Raw genomic sequence first — 23,451 nt, 5'->3', positions numbered from 1 at the left:
CTTCTTCAAGGAGAAAACAGTCATCATGAAAATTCGTCCCTTGCATGACCGTATCGTCGTAAAACGCTGGGAAGAAGAAAAAACATCCCCGGGCGGAATCGTCATTCCCGACACCGCAAAGGAAAAGCCGATCAAAGGCGAAGTGGTTGCCGTAGGAAACGGAAAAGCCCTGGATAACGGTCAAGTGCGCGCACTGGATGTAAAAGTCGGTGACAAAGTCTTGTTCGGCAAGTATGCCGGTACCGAAGTCAAAATCGACGGCACCGAATATCTGATGCTGCGCGAAGACGACATCATGGGCGTATTCGAAGCCTGATCCACGACCTAACGTTCAGACTGATTTTGGAGGAATTAACTGATGGCAGCTAAAGAAGTCCGTTTTTCCGATGACGCCCGTCAGCGCATGCTGGCCGGGGTTAACGTTCTGGCCGACGCAGTGAAGCAGACCCTGGGCCCGAAAGGCCGTAACGTCGTGCTGGAAAAGAGCTTCGGCGCACCGACCGTCACCAAAGACGGCGTTTCGGTCGCAAAAGAGATCGAACTGAAAGACAAGTTCGAGAACATGGGCGCTCAGATGGTGAAGGAAGTCGCCTCGAAGACGTCCGACGTCGCCGGCGACGGCACCACCACGGCAACCGTCCTGGCTCAGGCCATTGTCCGCGAAGGCTTGAAATCCGTAGCGGCGGGTGCAAACCCGATGGATATCAAACGCGGCATCGATCAGGCGGTCGGCGTGGTCATCGAAGAGCTGAAGAAACTCTCCAAGCCCTGCACCGACAGTAAAGCCATCGCCCAGGTCGGCACCATCTCCGCCAACTCCGACGAGAGCATCGGCAAAATCATCGCCGACGCGATGGACAAGGTGGGCAAGGAAGGCGTGATTACCGTTGAGGAAGGTTCCGGTTTGGACAACGAACTGGATGTTGTCGAGGGTATGCAGTTCGACCGCGGCTATCTCTCGCCCTATTTCATCAACAGCCAAGAAACCATGAGCGTCGAGCTCGAAAACCCGTACATCCTGCTGCACGACAAGAAGATCTCCAACATCCGCGACTTGCTGCCGCTGCTCGAAAAAGTGGCGAAATCCGGTCGTTCGCTGTTGATCGTCGCCGAGGATGTCGAAGGCGAAGCGTTGGCGACCCTGGTGGTCAACACCATGCGCGGCATCATCAAGGTTTGCGCCGTTAAGGCGCCGGGCTTCGGCGATCGCCGCAAGGCCATGCTGGAAGACATCGCCATCCTGACCGGTGGCCGCGTCATTTCCGAAGAACTGGGCCTGAGCCTCGAAAAAGTCGACCTGGGCGATCTCGGCAGTGCGAAGAAGATCCAGATCAACAAGGAAAACACCACCATCGTCGACGGCGCCGGCAAAGCGGAAGACATCAAGGCTCGCGTCGAGCAGATCCGCAAGCAGATCGAGGACACCACCTCGGACTACGATCGCGAGAAGCTGCAGGAGCGCGTGGCCAAGCTGGCCGGCGGCGTTGCCGTGATCAAAGTCGGCGCAGCCACCGAAGTCGAGATGAAAGAAAAGAAAGCCCGCGTGGAAGACGCGCTGCACGCAACCCGCGCTGCGGTTGAAGAAGGCATCGTTCCGGGCGGCGGCGTCGCTTTCATCCGTGCTCAAAACGCGCTGAAGGATCTGCAGGGCAAGAACCACGACCAGACCGTGGGTATCGCCATCCTGCGCCGTTCGATCGAGGAGCCGCTGCGTCAAATCGTGACCAACGCGGGCGAAGAAGCTTCGGTCGTCCTGAACCGGGTTCAGGGAGGCGAAGGCACCTTCGGCTACAACGCTGCGACCGGTGAATACGGCGACATGATTCAGATGGGTATCCTGGACCCGACCAAGGTCACCCGTTCCGCGCTGCAGAACGCCGCGTCCGTGGCCGGTCTGATGCTCACCACGGAAGCCATGGTGGCCGAACAGCCGAAGAAAGAAAAAGGAGCCGGCATGCCCGGTGCCGGAATGGAAGACATGATGTAATCGGTTGCTTCCACGACCGAGAACACCAAAGCCCCGCCGAAAACGGCGGGGCTTTTTCGTCTGATCTTATCCCGTTTTTCTATATCAAAAGTTGTTTTTAGAATTTTTAGGATTGAATCTCGTGTGTTACCTTATCCGTCACGGTTTCTACCCCGATACGACATGAGTACTCAATTCTTCGATCTCGATCAGCTTAAAGGCGAATTGGCCGGAAAAAATCCCCGCGCGATTCTCAAGGCGGCGCTGACATGGTTCGACAACATCGCCATTTCCTTCAGCGGCGCCGAAGACGTGGTATTGATCGACCTAGCCAGCAAGCTCAAGCCGGGCATTCAGGTCTTCACCTTGGATACCGGTCGCTTGCATCCCGAAACCTACAGATTGATCGAGACCGTTCGGGAGCGCTACCCCATTCGGCTGGACGTTCTTTCGCCGGATCGCGTGCAACTGGAAACTTTAGTCAGAGAAAAAGGCTTATTCAGCTTCTACAAAGACGGCCATCACGAATGTTGCAGCATCCGCAAGGTCGAGCCGCTTCGCCGGAAGCTTAGTCAGCTGGACGCCTGGATTACCGGTCAGCGACGCGACCAAAACCCGACTCGGGAAAATTTGGCCGAGATCGAGCTTGACGAAGCTTTTTCCACGCCCGACCATCGCCTGATCAAATTCAATCCGCTCGCGAACTGGTCGTCGGCGCAGGTGTGGGATTACATCGAAGCCTACGACGTGCCCTTCAACGAACTGCATCGTAAAGGTTTCGTCAGCATAGGCTGCGAACCTTGCACTCGGCCGATTCTGCCCAATCAGCATGAGCGCGAAGGCCGGTGGTGGTGGGAAGATGCCGGGAAGAAGGAATGCGGCCTACATGCCGGGAATCTGAAAACAGCTGAAAAAGCTTGAGGATCAACACCGGCCTTGGCGCATCACCAAGCCGGGCATGCGAAAACTAGCGCACCGGCAGCGCGATATTCTCGAACAAGGCATCGACGTCTTTTTGTTCCCGCTGGGTCATGGCTTGTTCCACCAATTCCCGCGTCAGATGCGGCGCGAATAAGCGGATGAACTCGTAAATGAATCCGCGGATGAACATATCCCGCCGCAGCCCGATCTTCGTCGTGCTCAAACCGAACATATGACTGGCATCGAGCGGAATCAGATCGGCGTCCGCGACAGGGTCGTAAGCCATCTTGGCAACGATTCCGACTCCCAAACCGAGCCTTACATAGGTCTTGATCACGTCCGCATCCACCGCAGTCAAAGCTAACTGGGGATGCAGATTTGCCTTCTCGAACGCCTGATCCAGCTGCGAACGTCCGGTAAATCCGAAGACGTAAGTCACGATGGGATACTCGGCGACATCCTGCAAAGTTAGCTCCGCCTTTTCCGTCAATGGATGCCCCTGCTGTACCAAGACACAGCGATTCCACTGGTAACACGGCAGCATGACGAGATTCTCGAAGAGCTCCATCGCTTCGGTGGCAATCGCCATATCGACAACCCCGCGCGACGCCAATTCGGAAATCTGCATCGGCGTGCCCTGGTTGATATTGAGCTTGATCCCGGGGTAACGACGCATGAACTCCTTTATGGCGGGAGGAAGCGCATAGCGCGCCTGCGTGTGCGTAGTGGCGATGGACAGCGAACCGACCTTATTGTCGCGGTGTTCCTGCGCGATATTCTTTATATCCTGGACCTTGCCCAAAATTTCTCCGGCAATCGCCACAATCTGCTTGCCGGCTGCGGTAATCTCCGTCAGGTGCTTGCCGTTCCGCGCGAAAATCGGAAGCCCCAGTTCATCCTCCAAAAGCCGGACTTGCTTGCTAATTCCGGGCTGCGACGTGTAGAGGCTGTCCGCCGTCGCAGAAACATTCAATTCGTGCTGCGCAACTTCCCAGATATAGCGTAATTGCTGCAATTTCATGGCGTCTTCGGCGTCATCCCGAGTGAACGAGGGAAACAAAAATTATACTCTTTTCAATAGCATCATTTCGCAAAGCTCAACTCTAAGGCTGAATTAATCGCGAAAAGCTACCAACCTCGAGCAGCCCCGAATTTCGGCAAATACTCTATCTCTAGGTAAGATCTGCGAGGACTGCTAAACGCCTGTCGCCGTTGCCGGTATCGTTTCCGACGAACCGGTTCCCGCTCCACCTCAAAACCGACTCGAAACTGCGGAGCGCTTGTATTTCGGGTGCCTCAGGAACAGGAATTCTTGAAAGCATGGGTCGAGTCGGACCTCCGTTGCGGTGAAGCTGGACAAGTGGGATACGATGCCGTGGCAGGCCATCGGAGCATCGAATTCCGATCGGTGACCGTAACCACCGTAAAAGGCGAAGGCAAGGAGTACATCGACCGCGGCCATGCGGTCATTTACCGCGGCACCTACGAAAAGTTTCGCGACGAGGACGGATACATCTTTCCACGCGGGGAGCGGATCGCGGCGTGCGAACGCACTTCCGCATGATTACCGAAGATCCTTATGAAGACGATTTCATCGGGATCGAGCCGTATATCTTACAAGACCCCGCAGCCTGGTGCGCACATCCCGGCACGCGCCGCCCAGTTCAGTTTTCCAAGAGCGGACGACAAATCTTGAGCGATTGTGAAAACAGCAGCGGCAGCTGCTGAAACGTGTTCGGTTCAAGACCGACTGTTCACGACAAAAAGGCGCTGCTGACTTCAACAGCGCCCTCGACAGCGGAGATTGAGACTTTTCAGTTGAGGCGACGAAAAGACGAATTATCGAACCCGATTGAACTCCCCGCCGTATAACTCATCGCTAGCCACGACCTTCCGATTATTTTTCGAGATATTGCATCTTGTCCGGTTTGCCGTTCCACTCGTCCGCATCTTCCAAAGCTGGCTTGACTTCCGTGATGCTTGGCCACACTTTCGAAAGCTCCGCGTTCAATTGGATGAATTGTTCCTGGCCCTCCGGAACTTCATCTTCGGAATAAATCGCGTTCGCGGGGCATTCGGGCTCGCATAAAGTGCAGTCGATACATTCATCAGGATCGATGACTAGAAAATTCGGCCCCTCGTGAAAGCAGTCGACCGGGCAAACATCGACGCAATCGGTAAATTTGCACTTGATGCAGTTTTCGGTTACTACGAAAGTCATTTCAAATTTTCCTGTAAGCTGTATGGGTTACCAGATAACAGCCTGTTTCGCTCGTTATTGGACTCGGCTCTATGCGTGCAGTTTCACCGCCCCGCCAAACCCGTTCCAATCTATCTTGCAAGCAGCAGTGACGGGCAGCCTCTTGAAATTAAGAGGCGCATTTTACATGCACCTGGGGCAATTCCCAAGCAACCCCCGCCGATATCGTCTTTTCCGGTTCAAGGCAAATTGATCGGTCCCGTGAATACCCAATCGTTCTGTTGAACAGTCGTGTGGCAGCCGACGCATTCCTGTGCAAAATTCGCGTCCTTGCCATAAGGTTCCTGCTTCTCTCCCAGCCAGCGGGCAAAACCCCAGCCGCCCGTTGAAGCATACTTGGCTGAATCCTTGATCATGAACTCGGCATGGACGAATTCACCCGGCACCATGGCCGTGGGATATTTGGGATGGTTTTTTTGCTTTACCACCAGCTTGGCCAGCACCGCTCCATCTGGCCAAGGATTGGTATTTCCGGCTCTCGCCGCAGCAATAGCGACATCATTACCTAAAATGGCACGGAGCGTACTGGTTTCCGGACGCTGAGAAACAGCGATTAGCCGCCAATCTTTATAATTCTGCGGGATCGTAATCCCATTCGGAGCCGGTGCTACATTGGACTGTTCCGCCCAAGCAAACGTCGCGATGACCGCGGCCCCCAAGATCATCATAATTCTTTTCACTGCAAAATCTCCTCTGAGAGTCGTAAAACTTGCCCCCTAGCGAAGACGAACACACGTTATCACCGGCACTTCACTCGAATAAGGTAAATCCAGCGCTACCGATCGTCGAACCTTGCCAAGGTGTTGCGTCTAGCGGATGCCGGGGACAAAGGCAGCCGATTTTCGGTCTTTTTGTCCAAGCCTGCAATCCGCAAACCTAGGCCGATTGACAGAGTAGCGTACCGTCTCTTAATATTCATCGAGCACGCATATTAAGTGCAATAAACGCGATTTACGCGTTTTTTTATGCGCGTAAAGATGCATTAATGCTACATGATTGACAGAAACCCATAGTTTTGGAGAACTCTAAATGAGCCAAAGTCTTTTTGAAAAGCTGGGGGGCGAAGCTGCCGTAGACGCTGCCGTCGATATTTTTTACCGCAAGGTCTTGAGCGACGACCGAATCGCCCATTTCTTCGAAAGCGTCGACATGGAGGCACAAGCGGCCAAGCAGAAAGCATTCTTGACCATGGCATTCGGGGGTCCCCATCACTACTCCGGTCTCGACATGCGGCGAGGCCACGCTCATCTTGTCAAGAACGGATTGAACGACGCTCATTTTGATGCGGTGATGGAAAACCTGGCCGCGACCATGCAGGAACTCAAAGTTCCGGAAGAACTTATTGCCGAAGCTGCGGCCATCGCCGAAAGTACTCGGAACGACGTTCTCGGTCGATAACCCGCGGTTTATTCTGGGGAAGGGTCTCGATGCCGAATATCCGCTACGATGGACAAATCTATTCGCTACGCGACGGTCAGTCCGTTCTTGAGTGTTTGACCGAGCACGGCGCATCCGTGCCGTTCGGTTGTCGCGCCGGTATTTGCCAAGCCTGTCTGATGCGGGCGGAGGTCGGGCGTCCACCGGAAGCTTCGCAAAAAGGACTGAAGCCGACGCTAAAAGCCAAGAATTACTTTCTGGCGTGTATTTGCAATCCGGAAGAAACCCTTTCAGTCTCGTTGCCTGGCAACGAGCTTTCCAGGACCCCCGCGACGATTGTGGGCATGGAGCTTCTAAACGCCGAGATCATGCAGGTCAGCCTGAAAGCCCACGAACAGATCGAGTATCGGGCCGGTCAATTCATCAACCTGTATCAGGGCGAGAATCTGGCGCGAAGCTATTCCGTCGCCAGCCTACCGACCGAAGATCCTCATATTCATATCCACGTACGGCGAGTACCACAAGGGAAAGTGAGCAATTGGGTGCACGACGCCTTGCGCCCGGGCGACACGATCGACATTCAAGGTCCAGGCGGCGATTGCTATTACCTACCCGGATCGCCCGAACAAGGCCTGCTGCTGATCGGCACGGGCAGCGGACTGGCGCCGCTGTACGGCGTCGTTCGTGACGCTCTCGCCCAGGGCCATATCGGACCGATCAGGCTCTTTCACGGCAGCCGGACTCCGAACGGTCTCTACCTAACCGATAAACTGCGAGAACTTACCAGAGCCTACTCCAATTTCGAGTACACAGCCTGTCTTTCGGGCAGCCACGTTTCGAAAGAATTCGCAAGCGGAAGGGTTCACCAGATCGCGTTGAATGAGGTGCCCAACTTGACAGGATGGCGAGTTTTTCTGTGCGGACACCCGGAAATGGTGAAAGCCGCTCAAAAGAAAGCCTTCCTGGCAGGCGCATCCATGAAAGACATCGTGTGCGACGCGTTCACGTCGGTGTGATTCCCAGCTGATCGAAAAAACTCGGAGCCTAGCGGGTCCCGGGTTTGGCGTCGGCAGGAACGTGAACCGCCGCGACCATCCCTGCCCCTGATATCGACGGAGACGTGAGATGTGGAGGCTACCTTCAGGCCGCTCCCGTCGAGTAGATGTTGCTCAGGGTGGTGCGAAACCGACCGAGCGTAAAAAATACCTTCCTCAGTCATCATCTTCCTCGATGGTCACCTGAGTGCCATCCGCCGAAACAAAAACCTCGATCTTCTTGTTCCTTTCGTCCCGTCCCTCGAACTCGTATCCGGCGGGGCCAATTCCCTTAGTGACCGATTCGACCTCGTCCGGTTTGAAATTGGGCAGCCTCGCTTTCAATGCTTCACGCGCGACGATGGGGACCTCCTCCAACGGAATCTCGGTCTCGGCCTCGACCAATGTCCCTTCGGGCGTCACCTCAACCTCTACTTTACGATTCGATGAATCGCGTCCCTTCAGTTCGTAAATGGCCTGGCCCTTTTCCGTTTCCGTCTCAGCTTTCTCCCATTGGACTCCAGGCACCGCCTTGTCTGCCGTTGCTCTTACGGCTGGCGGCACTTGATCCAAAGGAACCTTCTTCTCGCCTGAACTCCCGGAGCCGTCACAACCGGTAAGACTGACGAGACACAATAAACCGAAGGTGATAAATCTCATGATTCGAACCCTCCTTGTCCGTCCGATGAATAGAAATGCGCCGCTCATCGCCTTGGCTATTTGGGCAGTGAGCAGCCTCTCGTTCGAGTGATGTAAGCAACAAGCGCAAGTACCGTCAATTGGGACAAATCCCTAACGCAGAACGGCCGAAACCACGCCTGAAGACCGCGCCATGCCGAAATGGGCACTAGTCCCAGGCCCCCTGGACTATCGGAAATGTCGACTTAAGCTACGCCGACCGCCTTAGTCTTGAACGATGCGATAACATCCTCTCTTTCGATCAACAGAAACTGAACATGAAAGCAAAACGATGGCCCCTGTCGATACGCGTACTGATAGGCGTCGCGCTGGGGGCGTTACTCGGCGTCGTCGGTGGCGATGAAGCTTATCTTTGGGGCCTTCGAAACGACCATCTCGGGCAGCTCGGAATGCTCGTGATCCGACTCCTGAAAGCGCTTGCCGTGCCGCTCATTCTATTTGCGATTCTCGATGCATTTGCGCGAACCCATATATCCGCAAGAAGCGGAGGACGGCTGGTGACGATTTGCCTCATCAACGTTTCGGTCGCTTGCATGATCGGCTTGCTGCTGATGAATGCGATAGAACCCGGGCTGGCATGGCAGGACAGGATCGAGCAACTCACCGCCCAACTTTCCGGAAATTCCGCTCTGGCGAGCTCAAACGCGGTCCCGGCGGCAACCCTCAACCCATTGAAGAACCTCGGCGCCTATATCCCTCAAAGCCTGATCGAACCGCTTGCCGGCAATAACGTGATCTCGGTAGTTCTGCTCGCCTTGCTATTCGGCGCCGCCCTACGCTGGCTTAAAGATCGCCAAGGCGAGAGCGATATCGCAGACATTCGACCGTTGGAAGGATTTGTATCCTCGGCCTATCAGATTCTAGCCAAGGTGCTTTCTTGGGTTGTCGAAGCCGTTCCGTTCGCAGTCTTCGGCCTCGTAGCTCAAGTCGTCGGAAAAACCGGTCTGGAAATCTTCGCCGATTTAGGCGGGTTTCTCGGTGTTATAAGCCTTGGCCTGGCTTTGCACGGCCTCGTTTATTATCCCTTGGCGGCATGGCTGGCGGGTGGAAAGCCACCGCACATTTATCTGAAGCAAGGCGCGGATGCCATCATGACCGGCTTATCGGCAAACAGCAGTTTGGCGGCCATGCCCGTTACCTTGCGGTGCCTGAGGACCATCGGCGTCTCGGACTCATCTGCGCGCATCGCGGTTTGCGCCGGAACAAATCTTAATAACGACGGCATCACGCTGTACGAGGCTATGGCGGCACTGTTCCTGGCACAGGCATTGGGTTACGGGCTTGGAGCCGGACAACAAGCCATTATTGTGCTCTCGGCGCTTATGGCGGCTATCGGCGTCGCCGGAATTCCGGAAGCGGGATTGATTATCCTTCCACTGGTGCTGAGTGCGTCAGGTTTGCCGGAGACAATCGTAGCCGCAGCGATACCTCTGATCGCGCCGGTCGATTGGATCCTCGCGAGACTCCGGTCCGGGGTAAACGTGCTCGCCGATATGCTCGTGGCGATCTTGCTCGATGCTTGGGAAGGACGCGGATCAGACCGCGAAAAAAAGCGTAGCCGCGGATAACGGCTACGCCTTGTTTAAATGAGCCGAAGCGGCGTTAGCCGTTGATCCAATAGTGGGTCAAAATGCTCGCGGCATAGCCGGCGATAATGGCCGGCGTCCAGCGCAGATGGCTGAAAAAGGTATACATGCCGCGCGACGTCCCCATGAGGGCCACACCCGCCGCCGAACCGATGGACAGCATGGTTCCGCCCACGCCGGCGGTCAAGGTCACGAGCATCCACTGATAAAGGTCCATATCGGGATTCATACTCAGCACCGCGAACATGACCGGAATGTTGTCGACGATGGCCGAAAGCACGCCGATCAGAATATTTGCCGTCGTCGCCCCAAGTCCATCGTACATCGCCTCGGAAACCAGTTCCAAATAACCGATGTAGCCCAAACCGCCCACAGCGAATACCACGCCGAAGAAAAACAGCAGGGTATCCCATTCCGCATCGCGAACATTGGCGAATACATCGAACCTCCCATTCTCGGCGCTGTACAACAGCTTCAAGCGGTAACCGTAGAACATCAGAAAGGAAAGTCCCACCATCATGCCCAGGAACGGCGGAAGATGCAGAAATTGCTTGAAGCTAACGGCGGTCACGATGGTGAGAGCGAACAAGCCGCAAACGATTAGGGCGCCGTCCTTCATCTTGACCTGCTCCTCATCGGGGAAATTGGGTGCTTCGTCCGGTATGGCGAAGTGCATGAAGGCGGCGGGCACAGCGAAGTTTACCACCGACGGAATGAACAGCTCGAAGAAGTCGAAGAACTCCGCCTTGCCGGCCTGCCAGACCATTAGCGTGGTGATATCGCCGAAGGGGCTGAACGCGCCACCCGCATTAGCCGCGCTCACCAAATTGACAAAACCCAAAGCTACGAAGCGTGGGCTATTTGCACCGACAGCCATCACCACAGCACCCACCAACAGCGCGGAAGTCAGGTTGTCAGCTACCGAGGACAGGAAGAAAGTGATCACCCCGGTGATCCAGAAAAGCTTGCGATAACCGAATTTACGGCTCACCAGCCAGGAACGCAGGGCCTCGAATACATTTCGGTCGGCCATGGCATTGATGTAGGTCATAGCGACCAACAAGAACAGAAACAGCTCGGCATACTCGCGGAGATCGTGCTCGAAGGCCTTGTGCACCTTCTCCGATGGAACGCTGTTGCTGGCGGCCAGATAAGCCACATGCGCCCAAATGATGCCGGCGGCAAGAATGACCGGCTTGGATTTTCGCAAATGGGTAAACTCTTCGGTCATCACGAACCCGTACGCGATGATGAAGACCAAGACGCAATAAAGGCCCCGTTGGGTACCGGTCAGCCCCAAGACCTCCGATCCTTCGGCCGATGCCAAACCGGGCACAAGAAATAGCAGCGAAAGTAAAACGAATGCGCGTAACAAAGCTAAGCCCTCTTCGGTGTTTTTGAAAAACGTCTGTGCCACTGCCGTCAAGCAGCACGACCCCCCAGTCAAAACAGCCCTGCATTATATATATAGAAGGGCTAGCGAATGAATAACCAAGCACTTTTTCCGCACTTCGGTTCAGGTGCACTTGTGACGGAAGAACGGCGTTTACAGGCAGAGTCGATATGAAGTAAATTCATAGATATATCCAGTTTTATTATTTTTTCCTATTAACGGCTCCATGTTATAGTTTTTCCCTACTGAATTACTCAGGCTTTTCTCTCGCCTAGGCAGACGGATTTCTTCCATATATGTACCAGTACGACAATTACGACCAGACCTTAGTGAATGAGCGCGCCGCTCAATTCAGGGGTCAAACAGAGCGGTTCTTGAAGGGAGAACTCAGCGAAGATCAGTACCGGCCTCTTCGCTTGATGAATGGTTTATACATCCAAAAACACGCGCCGATGCTGCGCATTGCCATTCCTTATGGCCTGCTCTCGTCGCGCCAACTGCGGATGTTGGCTCATATCGCGCGAACCTATGACAAGGGTTACGGCCACTTCACGACGCGACAGAACATTCAGTTCAATTGGCCGAAACTCGAGGACGTGCCGGATGTTCTGAGCGAACTCGCTACGGTACAGATGCATGCGATCCAGACGAGTGGCAACTGCATCCGCAACGTCACCAGCGATCATCTTGCGGGAGTCGGCGGAGACGAACTCGAGGACCCACGCCCTTATTGCGAAATTATCCGGCAGTGGTCCACCCTCCATCCGGAATTCAGCTTTCTGCCGCGCAAGTTCAAGATTGCCGTCAATGGTGCGGCAAAGGATAGAGCCGCAACCCAGCTACACGACATCGGTTTGCAGCTCGTCAAGAACGATCGGGACGAGATAGGTTTCGAAGTTCTGGTAGGCGGCGGCCTCGGGCGCACACCGATCATCGGCGTGACAATCCGCCCGTTTCTCGAGAAAAAGCACCTGCTGTCTTATCTGGAAGCGATTCTCCGCGTTTACAACCGCTTCGGACGTCGCGACAACAAATTCAAGGCGCGAATCAAGATCCTGGTGAAAGAGCTGGGAAAGGAAAAGTTTACCGAAATGGTCGAAGCCGAGTGGGCTGCAATAAAGGACGACCTGCTCCTGGATCTCGAAGAAATCGAGCGGATCAAGACGTTCTTCCAACCCGCGCCCTACGAGACGCTAGCCGACAATCCCTTGTTAGCGGAAAAAACGGCCCACGACAGCCAGTTTGCCGCTTGGTTCCGCCATAATACCTTCCCTCATAAAATGCCGGGTTATCGGGTTGTCTTCGTGTCCCTGAAAACACCGGGAAAACCTCCAGGAGATCTCAGCGCAAGCCAAATGGATGTAATTGCCGATTTAGCCGACCATTACAGTTTTGGCGAAATTCGAGTCACCCACACCCAGAATCTCGTTCTGGCCGACGTTAAACAGGCGGATTTGCACGACTTATGGCAGCGCCTTAAATCTCTTGAACTGGCGACACCCAATATCGGCACGGCGACGGATATCATCTGCTGCCCCGGCCTCGACTTTTGCTCATTGGCAAATGCGACATCGATTCCTATCGCTAACGGCATTCAGCAGATCTTCGACAATTTGGACTATCTCTACGATCTAGGCGATATCCGGATCAATGTCTCGGGTTGCATGAACGGTTGCGGACATCATACCGTCGGTCATATCGGCATTCTGGGCGTCGATAAAAAAGGGGAAGAGTGGTACCAGATTACCCTGGGCGGCTCATCCGGAAAGGATGCTTCCCTCGGTGAACGCCTAGGTCCCTCCGTAGCCAAGGACCAGGTTTGCCATGCGATAGAAGCCATCTTCCAAACTTACCGAGAGCATCGACTGGAAGACGAGGCATTTCTTGAAACGGTTAGACGTATCGGTATGCGACCATTCCAGGGGCGAGTTTATGGAGATAATTAAAGACGGCCATATCGTCGCAAACGACTGGCGGCACTTGAGCGACGACGAAGCCTTGCCGGAACAGGCTGTAACGGTTTCGCTGCTCCGCTGGAAGAACGAAAGGGATCGCCTGCTCGCTTGCAGCGTCCCCTTGGGGCTGCGCCTAAACAGCGACGACAGTCTCGAAGAAATTGCAGATGATCTTAAGTACTTCTCGATAATCGTCTTGGAATTTCGCCAGTTCACAGACGGCCGAAGCTTTTCTCTGGCTCGGCTTTTGCGGGAACGTTACGGTTTTAACGGCGAGCTTCGCGCCCGCGGCGATTTTCTCAGGGATCAGATGTTTTTTCTGAGTCGGGTAGGCGTAAACGCCTTCGAACCGAACGGCTCCGCGAATGCGCAAGAACTGCTGCCCGCATTGCAGGAGTTCACGGTGAAATATCAAGCCGCCGTAGACGTTAAAGAACCACTTTATCGGCGGCGTAAATAGCTGGGAAGCTCGGGCAACTCAAATACGCTCGACAAACAATACCCCCGGTCAAGCCGGGGGTGTGCTTCAATTCTCCGACACGGCCTAGTTCTTTTTATGGCCGTATCTCATGATATTGATACCCTTTAGAAGATTAAGGGCTTCGTTCAGCGGATAATCCTGCAGGGCCAAGGCCTCTTCACTCTTATCCCCTGCTTTGGTTTCGTCCTTCTTGAGCGGTTTCTCGGCTCCATTCTCGAGATGGTTTACCAAATCGGCTTCCTTGATCGGAGAAAACTCCGATTGGGCGGCCATTTCCAACTTCACCTTCGAGATCGGTACGTCCGGCGCGATGCCCTCCGCTTGAATGGAGCGTCCGGAAGGCGTGTAATAGCGCGCCGTGGTCAGTTTGACCGCGCCGCCATTGCTGGTCGGTAAGATTGTCTGCACCGAACCTTTGCCGAAGGTCTTTTCGCCCATGATGATGGCGCGTCCATGATCCTGCAAAGCACCGGCCACAATCTCCGAGGCCGAAGCGGAGCCGGAGTTTATCAGCACTACGATTGGAGCACCGTTCAGAACGTCATTCGGAGTCGCACTGAACCTCATCTTGGCGTCTTCGACACGACCATCGGTATAAACGATCAGGCCACTCTCCAAGAAGGCATCGCTAACCGCCACCGCCGCATTGAGAACTCCGCCGGGGTTATTGCGAAGATCCAGCACAACGCCCTTCAAGTCGCCTTTCTTTTTGAGCTCGCTGATGGCTTCGATGACATTGTCTCCAGTCTTGGACTGAAAGCTCGTAATGCGAACATAGCCGTATCCTTCCTCAAGAAGCCGGCTCTTTACGCTTTTGACCTTGATGACGTCGCGTACGATTTTAACCTTCAGCGGCTGCTCGACACCCTCGCGAACTATGGTCAACACGATCTCGCTACCCGGCTCGCCACGCATCATTTTAACCGCGTCGTTCAGGCTCATGCCTTTTACCGGCTTGTCGTCCAACCGGATAATGAGGTCGCCGGCTTTTATGCCAGCCTTCTGCGCGGGGGTATCGTCGATAGGCGCGATGACCTTCACGAAACCGTTTTCCATTCCGACCTCGATACCCAAGCCGCCGAACTGTCCGGTAGTACCGACCTTCAGCTCGTTATACTGCTCCTGATCCAAATACGCTGAATGCGGATCGAGACCAGCGAGCATTCCGCGAATGGCGTCTTCCAACAATTTCTGGTCCGTTACCGGCTCTACGTAATCCTGGCGTATGCGTCCATAAACCTCCGAAAAGGTTTTCAATCCTTCGAAGGGGATTGCATTTGTATCGCCACTGGCCTCCCGCTCGGCGAGGACGCTACTGCCCGTACTGATCAAAATGCCGAGCAGAACGCCAAAGATAAGAACCAGAAAATTTCTTTGTCGCAACATAGATTTTCCTACAACCAAAAACGCCCTGGATAAGGCCTCATAAATCAATCCGTAAAAAGTCAGTCTTTGTGACTGCACCATAACATAGGATTCACCGGTCTTCCTTTTTCGCGAATGCCAAAATAAAGTCCGGACTCCGCACGACCGCCGCTGGCACCGACTGTAGCGATGATATCACCGCCGTTCACCGAGTCCCCGACATTCTTATACAAACTCTGATTGAAAGCGTAGAGACTCATATATCCCTCGCCGTGATCGATAATGGTCAACAAGCCATAGCCCCGCAACCAATCGGAGTATGCCACCCTCCCCGCCGCAACGGCATGCACCGGCGCGCCCTCCGGTGCTCGTATAACGACACCATCCCAACGGCCACTCGCTCGCGGACTGCCGAACGACTCAAGCAGTGAACCCTTCGTCGGATATGTTAACTGACCATAAAGGGCGGAAAAGGGTCCTTTGCTGACTGACCGATCTCGCGCCGAGTCGTCCGACAAAGGCCGAATGGCGGCAACCAGATCTTGCAGGCGCTCTTCATCCTCCTGGAGCCGCCTCAGCTGGGTGTCCTTATCCTGAAGGCTATGTTCCAAGTCGGCCAAAACCTCGCGTCGGGATTGTCGGAACTTATCCAACTCGAGGCGATCTTTTGCTACCTGCTCACGAGTGGATTGAAGCTTCGCCGCTTCGGCCGACGCTTGCTGCTGCAATTGCGAAACGGTTGTTAAATCCTTTTGCATCTCCCTCAGCAGCGAGAATCGAGCTTGACTCAGATAATTGTAATAAGCCAGCACGCGACTGAGCTGGCGTGGGTCTTCCTGATCCAACACCAGCTTCAGCCAATCTTGCCGGCCGGCGGCATAGGCCGCACGAGCTTGTCCTGTCAATGTTTTATATTGCGCTTTCACTGCCGCCCGCAACTCACTGCTTTGGCGTTCCAAATCGTTCAAATGCCGCAATTGGGCTTGCGCTTGAATCTCGAGCTCTTTAAGCCGTTTTGCCAGACGTCCGTAGTCCCGCTCGATACCGCTCAATTGCCCGATCAGAGCTCGTCTGCGCGACTCTAGAGCGTCCCTGGACTTCTGGACCGTCTTAATACGCTCCCGAACCGTAGTTAGTTCATCCAAACGATCCTTTGGTTCCGAGACCGCCGCCGCGAAAGGCATTTTGAATGCTAGAGCCAGACAGAAAACTCGCGCGACTCGGTGACAGGACAAAACGGCAAACCTCAAATCAGCAACGATCGCCCCGTCATATCCGCCGGCTTTTCAAGCCCGATAATCGCGAGCAATGTCGGCGCGACATCGGCCAGACCGCCTCCGTCGCTTAACCTACCGGCTTTGCCTTTATACACGAGCGGCACGGGATTAACCGAGTGCGCGGTCTGAACTTCGCCGGTCGAAGGATCGATCATTTGCTCGACATTGCCATGATCTGCCGTAATCAGCATTTCGCCTCCGACCTTGTCGAGAGCCTCGACGACTCGACCCAATGCCTCATCCAAAGCCTCTACCGCCCGAATCGATGCGTCCAGGTTACCAGTATGACCAACCATATCCCCATTGGCGTAGTTACAGATGATGACGTCGTACTCGCCGGACTCGATCGCCTTGACCAATTCATCCGTCACTTCAGGAGCACTCATTTCCGGCTTCTGATCGTAGGTCTTGACCTTGGGCGACGGCACCAAGATGCGCGTTTCTCCGGGAAAGGGCGTTTCTACTCCGCCGTTGAAGAAAAACGTAACGTGAGCGTACTTTTCAGTCTCGGCCAACCGCAACTGCCTTAGACCATGCTTCGACAAGACTTCGCCCAGGCTGTTGGTCACGTCTTGCGGCGGATAAGCGACGGGAAACGTAAAGTCTTGGTGATATTCCGTCAATGTAACAAACCCACCCAGCTTCGGAACGACCTCGCGTCGAAACCCCACGAAATCGGCCTCGTTGAGTGCGCGCGTCAGCTCTCGGGCGCGATCGGCCCGAAAATTCATGAATATCACGACATCGCCGTCCTTGAGAGTAATCGGCGCTTCACCGTCCGGAACGATTGAAGTCGCTTTGACGAACTCGTCGGACTCACCCCGCTCGTAAGCCAGCGTCAAGCCCTCGATCGCCGTTTCCGTGCGGTAATCGGCTTTTCCTTGCACGATAAGGTCGTATGCCTGCTGGATACGGTCCCAGCGATTATCGCGATCCATCGCGTAAAAACGGCCAATAATGGATGCAATCCGCCCTGCCCCCAGTTCTTCGAACTTCGAATCCATTCTGCGTATCGGGTCGCCTGCGCTCTTGGGTGGGGTATCTCGCCCATCCAGAAAGGCATGCACATAGACCTTTCTCAGCCCCTTCCTAACCGCGAGCTCCGCCATTGCATGAATGTGAATTTCGTGGCTGTGAACGCCGCCGGGCGACAGCAGTCCTAAAATATGGAGTGCCTTATCGTTCCGAAGGGCCTTGTCCACGGCTTCGCGCAGAACGGGATTGGTGTAAAACGAACGGTCCCTAGCCGCTTTACTGATCAACGTAAAATCCTGATTGATAAGTCGACCCGCCCCTAAATGCAAATGTCCCACCTCGGAATTGCCCATTTGATCGTCGGGCAAGCCGACGACTTCACCGGAGCAATCGAGCAACGTATGCGCGCAAGTATTCCACAGCTTCGTCCATGTCGGGGTTCTTGCAAGAGCGATAGCGTTATGGTCTTTGGTTTCGCTGTAACCAAAACCGTCCAGAATGATGAGGACAACAGGTTTAGGACGATTCAACTTCAAAGTATAATCTCCCTCTCGGTTTTTGCGCGTTTGCCTGGCAATAAAGGCTTTGTTGCTTCCCGCAGAAAAAATCAGTATGTCCCAATGGCCAAGCGGCCGCTTTCGCGGAAAGGAAAAGACCTCGAACTCAATATCGCCGGATAAATATGAATTTGAGAATGAGGCGCCATGGGCTTAGGCAAAGGGAAAAACGGAGTAGTATTTTAACTTTTTTTTGCAACCCCGTGTTGCTCGAGCAATCGCGGCTAAAGAGCGCACAAACTCTTACAATGCGAAGCCTCCGATGACCAAACCAAACGAGATACTGATTACGGAAGATGCCGATATCGCGCAGGCTGCCTATTGCCTGAAAGCCATGTCCCATCCGCTGCGACTCAAGATTTTATGCACTTTGGGGAACAATAAAGTCAGCGTTCAGGACATCGTCGAGCAGGTCGGCACGACTCAGAGCAATATCTCTCAGCATCTGGGCATTCTGCGCGATAAAGGTATTCTCGCCTGTAAGAAAGACGCTAACCGCGTGTACTATTACGTTGACGACGAGCGCACACTGCAGCTGATCAAGCTGATGAAAGAAGTATTTTGTCATCATTAGTTGGAGCCGAATTTTCTCTATGACTGTCACACCCGACCGCCTGTTGGAATTCCTGGGCAATCACTGGATCATGGCCAGCGGTTTGCTCATTGTTACGATTTTGCTGATTCAGGATTTTATCGACAGCGCCTTCCGTAAACACAAAGTAATCTCGCCGACGGAAGCCGTAAACCTGATGAATGATGAAAACACCATCATTATCGATGTCCGCGAACCGCACGAACATGCCAACGGCCATATCGAAAATGCGAAATTCATTCCCTTGGGCAAACTCGAGGAACGAGCACAGGAATTGGAGGCATACAAACAAAATCCCGTTATCGTAACCTGCCAGTCCGGCACGCGATCTCCCCAGGCCTGCAAGAAACTGACCGGTTTAGGCTTCACCCGAGTGTTTGAAATGAAAGGCGGCATGCTCGCATGGGAAGACCAAAAATACCCCGTCGTTAAGAAGCGGAATAACAAGTAATTCGCCCTCTCCCGATTTTTCCAAGCTTACGAAACAAATAAGGATTATCCATGGCCGAAGAAACCACTCAGCCAGAAAGACAGTTCGTCCTGCAAAAGATTTACGTTAAGGACGTCTCTTTCGAGACGCCGAATTCGCCGGAGGTATTCACGCTCAAATGGGAACCGAAGGTCGAATTCAACCTGTCGAGCAATGCGCAAAAGCTTCAGGAAAATCTGTACGAGGTCAGTCTCACCACGACGGTAACCGTTAAACTCGGCGAAAAAACCGCTTATTTGGTGGAAGTCTGCCAAGCGGGGATTTTCGCGATGGCGGGCTTCGACGACCAAGAACTCGGCCCTCTGATCGGTAGCTACTGTCCGAACGTTCTCTTTCCGTATGCGCGCGAGGCCGTTTCCGATCTCGTGACCAAGGGCGGTTTCCCGCCCATGCTCCTTGCCCCCATCAATTTCGACGCCTTGTACATGCAGCAGATGCAACAGCAGCAGGGCTCCGCCCCCACAAGCCATTAACGGGATAGTCCGCAATCGCCCACATGACAGCTGTATCAGTTCTCGGCGCGGGCTCATGGGGCACAGCCCTAGCCCTTTTGATAGCCCGCAACGGCCATCCCACTGTGCTTTGGGGGCATCGCCCCGAACATTTGGCCAAACTCAACGCCGCCCGGTGCAACGAGCGCTATTTACCCGGTGCGCGCTTTCCCGACAACCTCCGGGTCGTCGCGAATCTGGAAGAAGCCGTTAAGACCGCGGAAATTCTCGTAGTTGCGGTGCCCAGCCATGCATTTAGAAACCTCCTGATGGACCTGGCACCGCATCTCACCCCGGAATCCAAGATCGCATGGGCCACGAAAGGTCTGGAACTGCAAAGCGGAAAGCTTTTGCACCAAGTCACGGAGGACGTTCTGGGACCCGACATTCCCGCCGCCGTGCTGTCCGGCCCAAGCTTCGCCCGCGACTTGGCCGCCAATCTCCCGACCGCCATTACGGTAGCGTCACGGGAGATCGAATTCGCCAAAATGCTGGCGGGGCTGCTTCATAACAACCGATTCCGCGCATACACCACCGAAGACATCATCGGCGTTCAGTTGGGCGGGGCGACCAAGAACGTACTGGCTATCGCCGCCGGGGTCGCCGACGGCCTGGGCTTCGGCGCCAACTCCCGTGCGGCGCTGATAACCCGCGGACTCGCAGAGATGATGCGCTTGGGTTTGGCATTGGGTGGCAAACCGGAAACCTTCATGGGACTTGCCGGTGTCGGCGATCTCATTTTGACCTGCACCGACAATCAATCTCGAAACCGGCGCTTCGGCCTCGGGCTCGGCAAAGGGCTCCCGCGAGAGCAAGTCGCGGCCGAAATCGGCCAAGAAATCGAAGGGATTCTTACTACGAAGGTTATTTACCAGCTGGCGCAAAGTCTCGGGATCGAGATGCCGATTACCGAACAGACCTACAAAATCCTTTACGAAGGGCTCGCGCCTTTAGAGGCCGTCAACAATCTACTCCTGAGAGAACAGAAGCCGGAAGCCTTGGCCGGTTGAGCCTGCTTCGGTCAAACCCGTTCAATCGCTCCCGAAAAGCCGTTCTGCCGCCATGCTTCGTAAAGCACCAACGCTACGGTATTGGACAGATTCAGGCTGCGGCTTTCCGGTTTCATAGGCACGTAAAGAAGGCGCGGCTTCGGCAAGGAAGCCAGCAAGGTTTCCGGCAATCCCCTGGACTCCGGACCGAACAGCAAGGCGTCATTCGGGCGGAAGTCGGCATCCGCGTAGCAGCACCGCCCTTTGGTGCTGAGCGCGAACAGCCGCTCCGGCCGAACCCGTTCCAAGAATTCATCCAGTCCCCCGTATTCCCGCACATCTGCCCATTCCCGATAATCGAGGCCGGCGCGCCGCAACCTGGCGTCATCAAGCCGGAAGCCCAAGGGATGGATGAGATGCAGCCAAGCGCCCGTGTTGGCGCAGAGACGGATGATATTCCCTGTGTTCGGCGGTATTTCCGGCTCGTAAAGGACGATGTGGAACACGTTAGGACTTATTCACACCGAGGGCGGATCGGCTCCAGTTTCCAAATGTCGCGGTTGTACTCCGAAATCGTGCGGTCGGTGGAAAACTTGCCGCCAGCAGCGCAGTTTAGGATGCTCATTCTTGCCCACTGCTCTTGATCGAGGTAAGCAGCGGCCGCGCGCCTCTGGGCTTCTACGTAACTTTGAAAGTCGGCAGCCGTCATCCAAGGATCGTGCGGGCTTTTTATGGCATGGATGATGGGATCGAAAATTCCCGGTTCGAATTGGTTGAAGTGCCCGCTTTCCAAGAGATGCATCACCCGGCGCAGGTCGTCATTGCCGTTTATGACGGACTCGGGATCGTATTGGCCTCGCTTCGCCTCCACCTCCTCGGCGGTGAGGCCGAACAGGAAGAAATTCTCGGCCCCCACTTCCTGACGAATCTCGATATTGGCGCCATCGAGAGTACCGATAGTCAGCGCCCCATTCAGCATGAACTTCATGTTGCCGGTACCGGACGCTTCCTTACCCGCGGTCGAAATCTGTTCGGAAAGATCGGTGCCGGGACAAATGTATTCCATCGCAGTCACCCGGTAATTGGGCAGGAAGGCCACCTTGAGCAGCTCGCCGGCCGCAGCATCGCGATCGATCACGTTGGACACATTACTGATCAATTTGATGATTCGCTTCGCCATGGCATAGCCCGGTGCCGCCTTGCCGCCGAATAGGACGCACCTCGGCGTCCAATTGGCCGTATCGCCGCGCTTAATGCGGTCATAGAGGTGAATGACATGAAGTACGTTGAGCAACTGGCGCTTGTATTCGTGTATCCGTTTAACCTGAACGTCGAACAGCGCATCCAGTTCGATATCCACGCCCAGCTCCGCTTTCTTATAGCGTAAGAGACGCTCCTTGTTATGGCGCTTGATTTCCCTCCAGCGTTGGCGAAACGCAGAATCATCGGCATATGCGGCCAGCTTGCCGAGTTGGGACAGATCGGTCAACCAACCCTCGCCTATCGTTTCCGTGATCAACGAGGCAAGCTTGGGATTACACCCGGCCAGCCAGCGGCGAGGCGTAATACCGTTGGTCTTGTTGTTGAACTTATTCGGCCACAGTTCGTAAAAATCGCGAAACAGCCCTTGCATGAGCAGATTGGAGTGAAGCTCCGCCACCCCGTTGACCGAAAAGCTCCCGACGATGGCCAGGTAAGCCATGCGAACCTGTTGCTCCCAGCCTTCCTCGATCAGGGACATCCGCGCCAATCGGTCCAGATCGCCCGGCCAGCGGTTGGCGACCTCACCCAAGAATCGCGCGTTGATGTCGAAAATGATTTCCAGCAACCGCGGCAACAATTGCCGGAACAGGCGCACCGGCCATTTCTCCAAGGCTTCCGGAAGCAGTGTGTGATTGGTATAAGCCATGGTACGCGAGGTGATGGCCCAAGCCTCATCCCAATGCAACCCATGCTCGTCCATCAAAAGGCGCATCAGCTCGGCTACGGCAATACTCGGATGGGTGTCGTTGAGCTGAAAACAATTCTTTTCCGCAAACCGACTGAAGTCCTCGCCATGCACCAGCACCCATTTGCGGATGACGTCCTGAAGACTGGCCGAAGCCAAAAAGTATTGCTGGCGTAGCCTCAACTCCTTTCCGTTCTCGCTTGCATCATTGGGATACAACACCATGGTGATGTTTTCCGCCATGTTCTTGGAACGGACCGCTTCGGTGTAATCTCCGGCATTGAAGTCTTGTAGATCGAATTCATCCGTGGCAGCCGCTTTCCACAGGCGCAGCGTGTTAACCGTACCGTTCTTGTAACCGGGAATCGGGATGTCGTACGGGACTGCGAGCACATCGTGGGTATCCACCCAGCGCCTCCTCGGGTGGGATTCGTCGCCGCCATAAGTATCCGTCCGCCCGCCGAAACGTATCCGCACCGTCAGTTCCGGACGCTCCAGCTCCCAGACGTGGCCGTTCCGCAGCCAATGATCGGGCTCCTCGACCTGATGGCCATCCTCGATGTTTTGCCGAAACATGCCATATTCGTAACGGATGCCGTAGCCCATCACCGGCAACTGCAGCGTCGCACAGCTATCTACGAAACAAGCAGCCAGCCGACCCAGCCCGCCGTTACCCAATCCGGCATCTTGTTCGCTCTCGACGATCTCCTCTAGATCCAGCCCCAGGTCGTGTAAAGTTTCGTGCAGAGGATCGTCGATCCCGAGATTGAGCGTGGCGTTACTCAAGGTCCGCCCCATCAAGAATTCCATGGATAAATAGTAAGCACGCTTGCAGTCCGCTTCCTCATAGGCGTAATGCGTATTCTTCCACCGCTCCATCAAGCGGTCGCGGACCGTCAAAGCGACCGCCGTGTAGGCATAGTGCGCGGATGCGCAGTACTTGTCGCGGCCGAGCGTGTAGCTGAAATGACGGCGGATGTCCACGGCCAAATCCTTGGCCTTCAACCCCAAGGCAGGCAGCTCGGTCAACCACGGTTTTCGCTTACTATTCACAAGACTTCGGTTTGGCATAGTCGGTCCGCTTATTTGGCAATT

Annotated in this window: 23 protein-coding genes; 13 read left to right on the top strand and 10 right to left on the bottom strand. The window is 54.8% G+C overall.

The window, feature by feature from the left end; translation table 11 throughout:
* Window positions 1–25: 25 nt before the first annotated feature.
* The 3 genes from groES to ABJK70_RS00650 all read left to right on the top strand — a co-directional run bounded on the left by groES (window position 26) and on the right by ABJK70_RS00650 (window position 2,887).
* A complete protein-coding gene (groES, locus tag ABJK70_RS00660) occupies window positions 26–316 on the top strand; it encodes a co-chaperone GroES (protein ID WP_077728447.1) in 291 nt (96 codons plus the stop codon).
* A 42-nt stretch (window positions 317–358) separates the two neighbouring features.
* A complete protein-coding gene (gene groL, locus ABJK70_RS00655; RefSeq protein ID WP_077728448.1) occupies window positions 359–1,987 on the top strand; it encodes a chaperonin GroEL in 1,629 nt (542 codons plus the stop codon).
* A gap of 162 nt (window positions 1,988–2,149) precedes the next feature.
* Window positions 2,150–2,887, top strand: coding sequence for a phosphoadenylyl-sulfate reductase (locus tag ABJK70_RS00650; RefSeq protein ID WP_077728449.1), 738 nt, complete (start codon window positions 2,150–2,152; stop codon window positions 2,885–2,887).
* A gap of 46 nt (window positions 2,888–2,933) precedes the next feature.
* Here ABJK70_RS00650 and cysB read toward each other — a convergent pair whose 3' ends face one another.
* Complete coding sequence (cysB, locus tag ABJK70_RS00645; RefSeq protein ID WP_077728450.1) at window positions 2,934–3,908, bottom strand: HTH-type transcriptional regulator CysB; 975 nt, start codon at window positions 3,906–3,908, stop codon at window positions 2,934–2,936.
* A 291-nt stretch (window positions 3,909–4,199) separates the two neighbouring features.
* Here cysB and ABJK70_RS00640 point away from each other — a divergent pair, with 291 nt between their 5' ends.
* Window positions 4,200–4,451 (top strand): hypothetical protein, encoded by a 252-nt coding sequence (locus ABJK70_RS00640; protein ID WP_139841142.1) that lies wholly within the window; start codon window positions 4,200–4,202, stop codon window positions 4,449–4,451.
* A 333-nt stretch (window positions 4,452–4,784) separates the two neighbouring features.
* On the opposite strand, the gene fdxA is transcribed toward ABJK70_RS00640, so the two are convergent.
* Window positions 4,785–5,108 (bottom strand): ferredoxin FdxA, encoded by a 324-nt coding sequence (gene fdxA, locus ABJK70_RS00635; RefSeq protein ID WP_077728452.1) that lies wholly within the window; start codon window positions 5,106–5,108, stop codon window positions 4,785–4,787.
* A 218-nt stretch (window positions 5,109–5,326) separates the two neighbouring features.
* A complete protein-coding gene (locus tag ABJK70_RS00630; protein WP_240502385.1) occupies window positions 5,327–5,827 on the bottom strand; it encodes a cytochrome P460 family protein in 501 nt (166 codons plus the stop codon).
* 349 nt (window positions 5,828–6,176) lie between these two features.
* Here ABJK70_RS00630 and ABJK70_RS00625 point away from each other — a divergent pair, with 349 nt between their 5' ends.
* Together ABJK70_RS00625 and ABJK70_RS00620 are read left to right on the top strand one after the other, a co-directional pair.
* A complete protein-coding gene (locus tag ABJK70_RS00625; protein WP_077728454.1) occupies window positions 6,177–6,545 on the top strand; it encodes a group 1 truncated hemoglobin in 369 nt (122 codons plus the stop codon).
* A gap of 29 nt (window positions 6,546–6,574) precedes the next feature.
* Window positions 6,575–7,540 carry an FAD-binding oxidoreductase gene (locus ABJK70_RS00620; RefSeq protein WP_347257251.1) on the top strand — a complete coding sequence of 322 codons (966 nt, stop codon included), beginning with the start codon at window positions 6,575–6,577 and terminating at the stop codon, window positions 7,538–7,540.
* Window positions 7,541–7,735: 195 nt separating this feature from the next.
* On the opposite strand, the gene ABJK70_RS00615 is transcribed toward ABJK70_RS00620, so the two are convergent.
* Complete coding sequence (locus tag ABJK70_RS00615; protein ID WP_133717645.1) at window positions 7,736–8,218, bottom strand: PepSY domain-containing protein; 483 nt, start codon at window positions 8,216–8,218, stop codon at window positions 7,736–7,738.
* A gap of 296 nt (window positions 8,219–8,514) precedes the next feature.
* On the opposite strand from ABJK70_RS00615, the gene ABJK70_RS00610 reads away from it, so the two are divergent.
* Entirely contained in the window at window positions 8,515–9,825 is a 1,311-nt protein-coding gene (locus ABJK70_RS00610; RefSeq protein ID WP_077728457.1) for a dicarboxylate/amino acid:cation symporter, read from the top strand.
* A 34-nt stretch (window positions 9,826–9,859) separates the two neighbouring features.
* Here the strand turns inward: ABJK70_RS00610 and nhaD are convergent, their stop codons facing one another.
* The gene (gene nhaD, locus ABJK70_RS00605) at window positions 9,860–11,218 is read right to left on the bottom strand and encodes a sodium:proton antiporter NhaD (RefSeq protein WP_086135225.1); all 1,359 of its coding nucleotides are present in this window, start codon (window positions 11,216–11,218) and stop codon (window positions 9,860–9,862) included.
* A 314-nt stretch (window positions 11,219–11,532) separates the two neighbouring features.
* Between nhaD and ABJK70_RS00600 the strand changes: the two genes are divergently transcribed.
* Window positions 11,533–13,182, top strand: a complete 1,650-nt coding sequence (locus tag ABJK70_RS00600) for a nitrite/sulfite reductase (protein WP_086135162.1) — start codon at window positions 11,533–11,535, stop codon at window positions 13,180–13,182.
* Complete coding sequence (locus ABJK70_RS00595) at window positions 13,169–13,651, top strand: DUF934 domain-containing protein (protein WP_077728460.1); 483 nt, start codon at window positions 13,169–13,171, stop codon at window positions 13,649–13,651. The genes ABJK70_RS00600 and ABJK70_RS00595 overlap by 14 nt, the downstream gene beginning before the upstream one ends.
* Window positions 13,652–13,735: 84 nt before the next feature.
* Here the strand turns inward: ABJK70_RS00595 and ABJK70_RS00590 are convergent, their stop codons facing one another.
* The 3 genes from ABJK70_RS00590 to gpmI form a co-directional block, all read right to left on the bottom strand.
* Window positions 13,736–15,058 (bottom strand): S41 family peptidase, encoded by a 1,323-nt coding sequence (locus tag ABJK70_RS00590; RefSeq protein ID WP_077728461.1) that lies wholly within the window; start codon window positions 15,056–15,058, stop codon window positions 13,736–13,738.
* 59 nt (window positions 15,059–15,117) lie between these two features.
* The gene (locus ABJK70_RS00585; protein ID WP_210023771.1) at window positions 15,118–16,005 is read right to left on the bottom strand and encodes a peptidoglycan DD-metalloendopeptidase family protein; all 888 of its coding nucleotides are present in this window, start codon (window positions 16,003–16,005) and stop codon (window positions 15,118–15,120) included.
* Window positions 16,006–16,283: 278 nt separating this feature from the next.
* Entirely contained in the window at window positions 16,284–17,825 is a 1,542-nt protein-coding gene (gpmI, locus tag ABJK70_RS00580) for a 2,3-bisphosphoglycerate-independent phosphoglycerate mutase (RefSeq protein ID WP_156880254.1), read from the bottom strand.
* Window positions 17,826–18,108: 283 nt separating this feature from the next.
* Here gpmI and ABJK70_RS00575 point away from each other — a divergent pair, with 283 nt between their 5' ends.
* From ABJK70_RS00575 to ABJK70_RS00560, 4 genes are read left to right on the top strand one after another with little or no spacing between them, the layout of a single operon-like run.
* The gene (locus ABJK70_RS00575) at window positions 18,109–18,420 is read left to right on the top strand and encodes a metalloregulator ArsR/SmtB family transcription factor (RefSeq protein ID WP_077728464.1); all 312 of its coding nucleotides are present in this window, start codon (window positions 18,109–18,111) and stop codon (window positions 18,418–18,420) included.
* A 19-nt stretch (window positions 18,421–18,439) separates the two neighbouring features.
* Entirely contained in the window at window positions 18,440–18,889 is a 450-nt protein-coding gene (locus ABJK70_RS00570) for a rhodanese-like domain-containing protein (protein ID WP_077728465.1), read from the top strand.
* A 50-nt stretch (window positions 18,890–18,939) separates the two neighbouring features.
* The gene (gene secB / locus ABJK70_RS00565; RefSeq protein WP_077728466.1) at window positions 18,940–19,401 is read left to right on the top strand and encodes a protein-export chaperone SecB; all 462 of its coding nucleotides are present in this window, start codon (window positions 18,940–18,942) and stop codon (window positions 19,399–19,401) included.
* 23 nt (window positions 19,402–19,424) lie between these two features.
* A complete protein-coding gene (locus tag ABJK70_RS00560) occupies window positions 19,425–20,429 on the top strand; it encodes an NAD(P)H-dependent glycerol-3-phosphate dehydrogenase (protein WP_156880256.1) in 1,005 nt (334 codons plus the stop codon).
* Window positions 20,430–20,440: 11 nt separating this feature from the next.
* On the opposite strand, the gene ABJK70_RS00555 is transcribed toward ABJK70_RS00560, so the two are convergent.
* Complete coding sequence (locus tag ABJK70_RS00555) at window positions 20,441–20,914, bottom strand: tRNA (cytidine(34)-2'-O)-methyltransferase (RefSeq protein ID WP_077728468.1); 474 nt, start codon at window positions 20,912–20,914, stop codon at window positions 20,441–20,443.
* Between the two features lie 8 nt (window positions 20,915–20,922).
* Window positions 20,923–23,427: a glycogen/starch/alpha-glucan phosphorylase gene (locus tag ABJK70_RS00550; RefSeq protein ID WP_077728469.1), complete on the bottom strand. Its 2,505-nt coding sequence runs from the start codon at window positions 23,425–23,427 to the stop codon at window positions 20,923–20,925.
* Between the last annotated feature and the right edge of the window lie 24 nt (window positions 23,428–23,451).

Source organism: Methylocaldum sp. (genome assembly GCF_039794385.1).
Lineage (GTDB): Bacteria > Pseudomonadota > Gammaproteobacteria > Methylococcales > Methylococcaceae > Methylocaldum.
Note: the sequence above shows the minus strand (reverse complement) of the source record. Positions and strands in the feature narration are given on the sequence as shown.

What these genes read in the sequence shown, in the direction of transcription:
- fdxA (WP_077728452.1), bottom strand. Translation starts at nt 5,108, where the DNA reads ATGACTTTCGTAGTAACCGAAAACTGCATCAAGTGCAAATTTACCGAT.
- ABJK70_RS00650 (WP_077728449.1), top strand. Translation starts at nt 2,150, where the DNA reads ATGAGTACTCAATTCTTCGATCTCGATCAGCTTAAAGGCGAATTGGCC.
- ABJK70_RS00625 (WP_077728454.1), top strand. Translation starts at nt 6,177, where the DNA reads ATGAGCCAAAGTCTTTTTGAAAAGCTGGGGGGCGAAGCTGCCGTAGAC.
- groES (WP_077728447.1), top strand. Translation starts at nt 26, where the DNA reads ATGAAAATTCGTCCCTTGCATGACCGTATCGTCGTAAAACGCTGGGAA.
- ABJK70_RS00610 (WP_077728457.1), top strand. Translation starts at nt 8,515, where the DNA reads ATGAAAGCAAAACGATGGCCCCTGTCGATACGCGTACTGATAGGCGTC.
- ABJK70_RS00560 (WP_156880256.1), top strand. Translation starts at nt 19,425, where the DNA reads ATGACAGCTGTATCAGTTCTCGGCGCGGGCTCATGGGGCACAGCCCTA.
- ABJK70_RS00550 (WP_077728469.1), bottom strand. Translation starts at nt 23,427, where the DNA reads ATGCCAAACCGAAGTCTTGTGAATAGTAAGCGAAAACCGTGGTTGACC.
- ABJK70_RS00575 (WP_077728464.1), top strand. Translation starts at nt 18,109, where the DNA reads ATGACCAAACCAAACGAGATACTGATTACGGAAGATGCCGATATCGCG.
- ABJK70_RS00600 (WP_086135162.1), top strand. Translation starts at nt 11,533, where the DNA reads ATGTACCAGTACGACAATTACGACCAGACCTTAGTGAATGAGCGCGCC.
- cysB (WP_077728450.1), bottom strand. Translation starts at nt 3,908, where the DNA reads ATGAAATTGCAGCAATTACGCTATATCTGGGAAGTTGCGCAGCACGAA.
- ABJK70_RS00590 (WP_077728461.1), bottom strand. Translation starts at nt 15,058, where the DNA reads ATGTTGCGACAAAGAAATTTTCTGGTTCTTATCTTTGGCGTTCTGCTC.
- ABJK70_RS00615 (WP_133717645.1), bottom strand. Translation starts at nt 8,218, where the DNA reads ATGAGATTTATCACCTTCGGTTTATTGTGTCTCGTCAGTCTTACCGGT.
- groL (WP_077728448.1), top strand. Translation starts at nt 359, where the DNA reads ATGGCAGCTAAAGAAGTCCGTTTTTCCGATGACGCCCGTCAGCGCATG.
- secB (WP_077728466.1), top strand. Translation starts at nt 18,940, where the DNA reads ATGGCCGAAGAAACCACTCAGCCAGAAAGACAGTTCGTCCTGCAAAAG.
- ABJK70_RS00570 (WP_077728465.1), top strand. Translation starts at nt 18,440, where the DNA reads ATGACTGTCACACCCGACCGCCTGTTGGAATTCCTGGGCAATCACTGG.
- ABJK70_RS00620 (WP_347257251.1), top strand. Translation starts at nt 6,575, where the DNA reads ATGCCGAATATCCGCTACGATGGACAAATCTATTCGCTACGCGACGGT.
- ABJK70_RS00595 (WP_077728460.1), top strand. Translation starts at nt 13,169, where the DNA reads ATGGAGATAATTAAAGACGGCCATATCGTCGCAAACGACTGGCGGCAC.